1 protein-coding gene is annotated in these 441 nt (G+C 37.9%); it reads right to left on the minus strand.

Going from position 1 to position 441, the window contains the following annotated elements; all coding sequences use genetic code 11:
* Positions 1–441: tandem-95 repeat protein (locus ES045_RS16235; protein WP_147117318.1), on the minus strand; the 441-nt coding region annotated here is incomplete at both ends.

Consider the following 441-nt stretch of genomic DNA (forward strand, 5'->3'; position numbering starts at 1 on the left):
GTTATAATTTGATTCGCTGTTGCTGTCTCGCCATTTCCATCACTTATTACATAAGCAAATGTTGAACTTCCATTGTAATTCGCGGTCGGTGCAAAACTAATTGCCCCACCTGAAGTTACTGTTACAATTCCGTTTGGAACTGTAATTGTCTGTAATGTTCCTGGTGTTAATGCGGTTCCGTTGATACTTGTGATTGTTAAAGTATCTCCATCAACATCACTATCTCCTGTTAAAGGTGTTAAAGTTACTGACGTATCTTCATTTGTTGTATAATTGTCATTTACCGCTACTGGTGCATCATTAATAGGATTTACGGTAATGTCTAAGGTAGAATTTGCCGTATTTGTTCCGTCACTGACCGTATATGTAACTTGTGGTACGGTTCCGTTGAAATTTAATACTGGTGCAAACGAATAACTACCGTCTGTATTTATGGTCAAC

It is taken from the genome of Polaribacter sp. IC073, from assembly GCF_007997075.1.
Classification (GTDB): Bacteria; Bacteroidota; Bacteroidia; order Flavobacteriales; family Flavobacteriaceae; genus Polaribacter.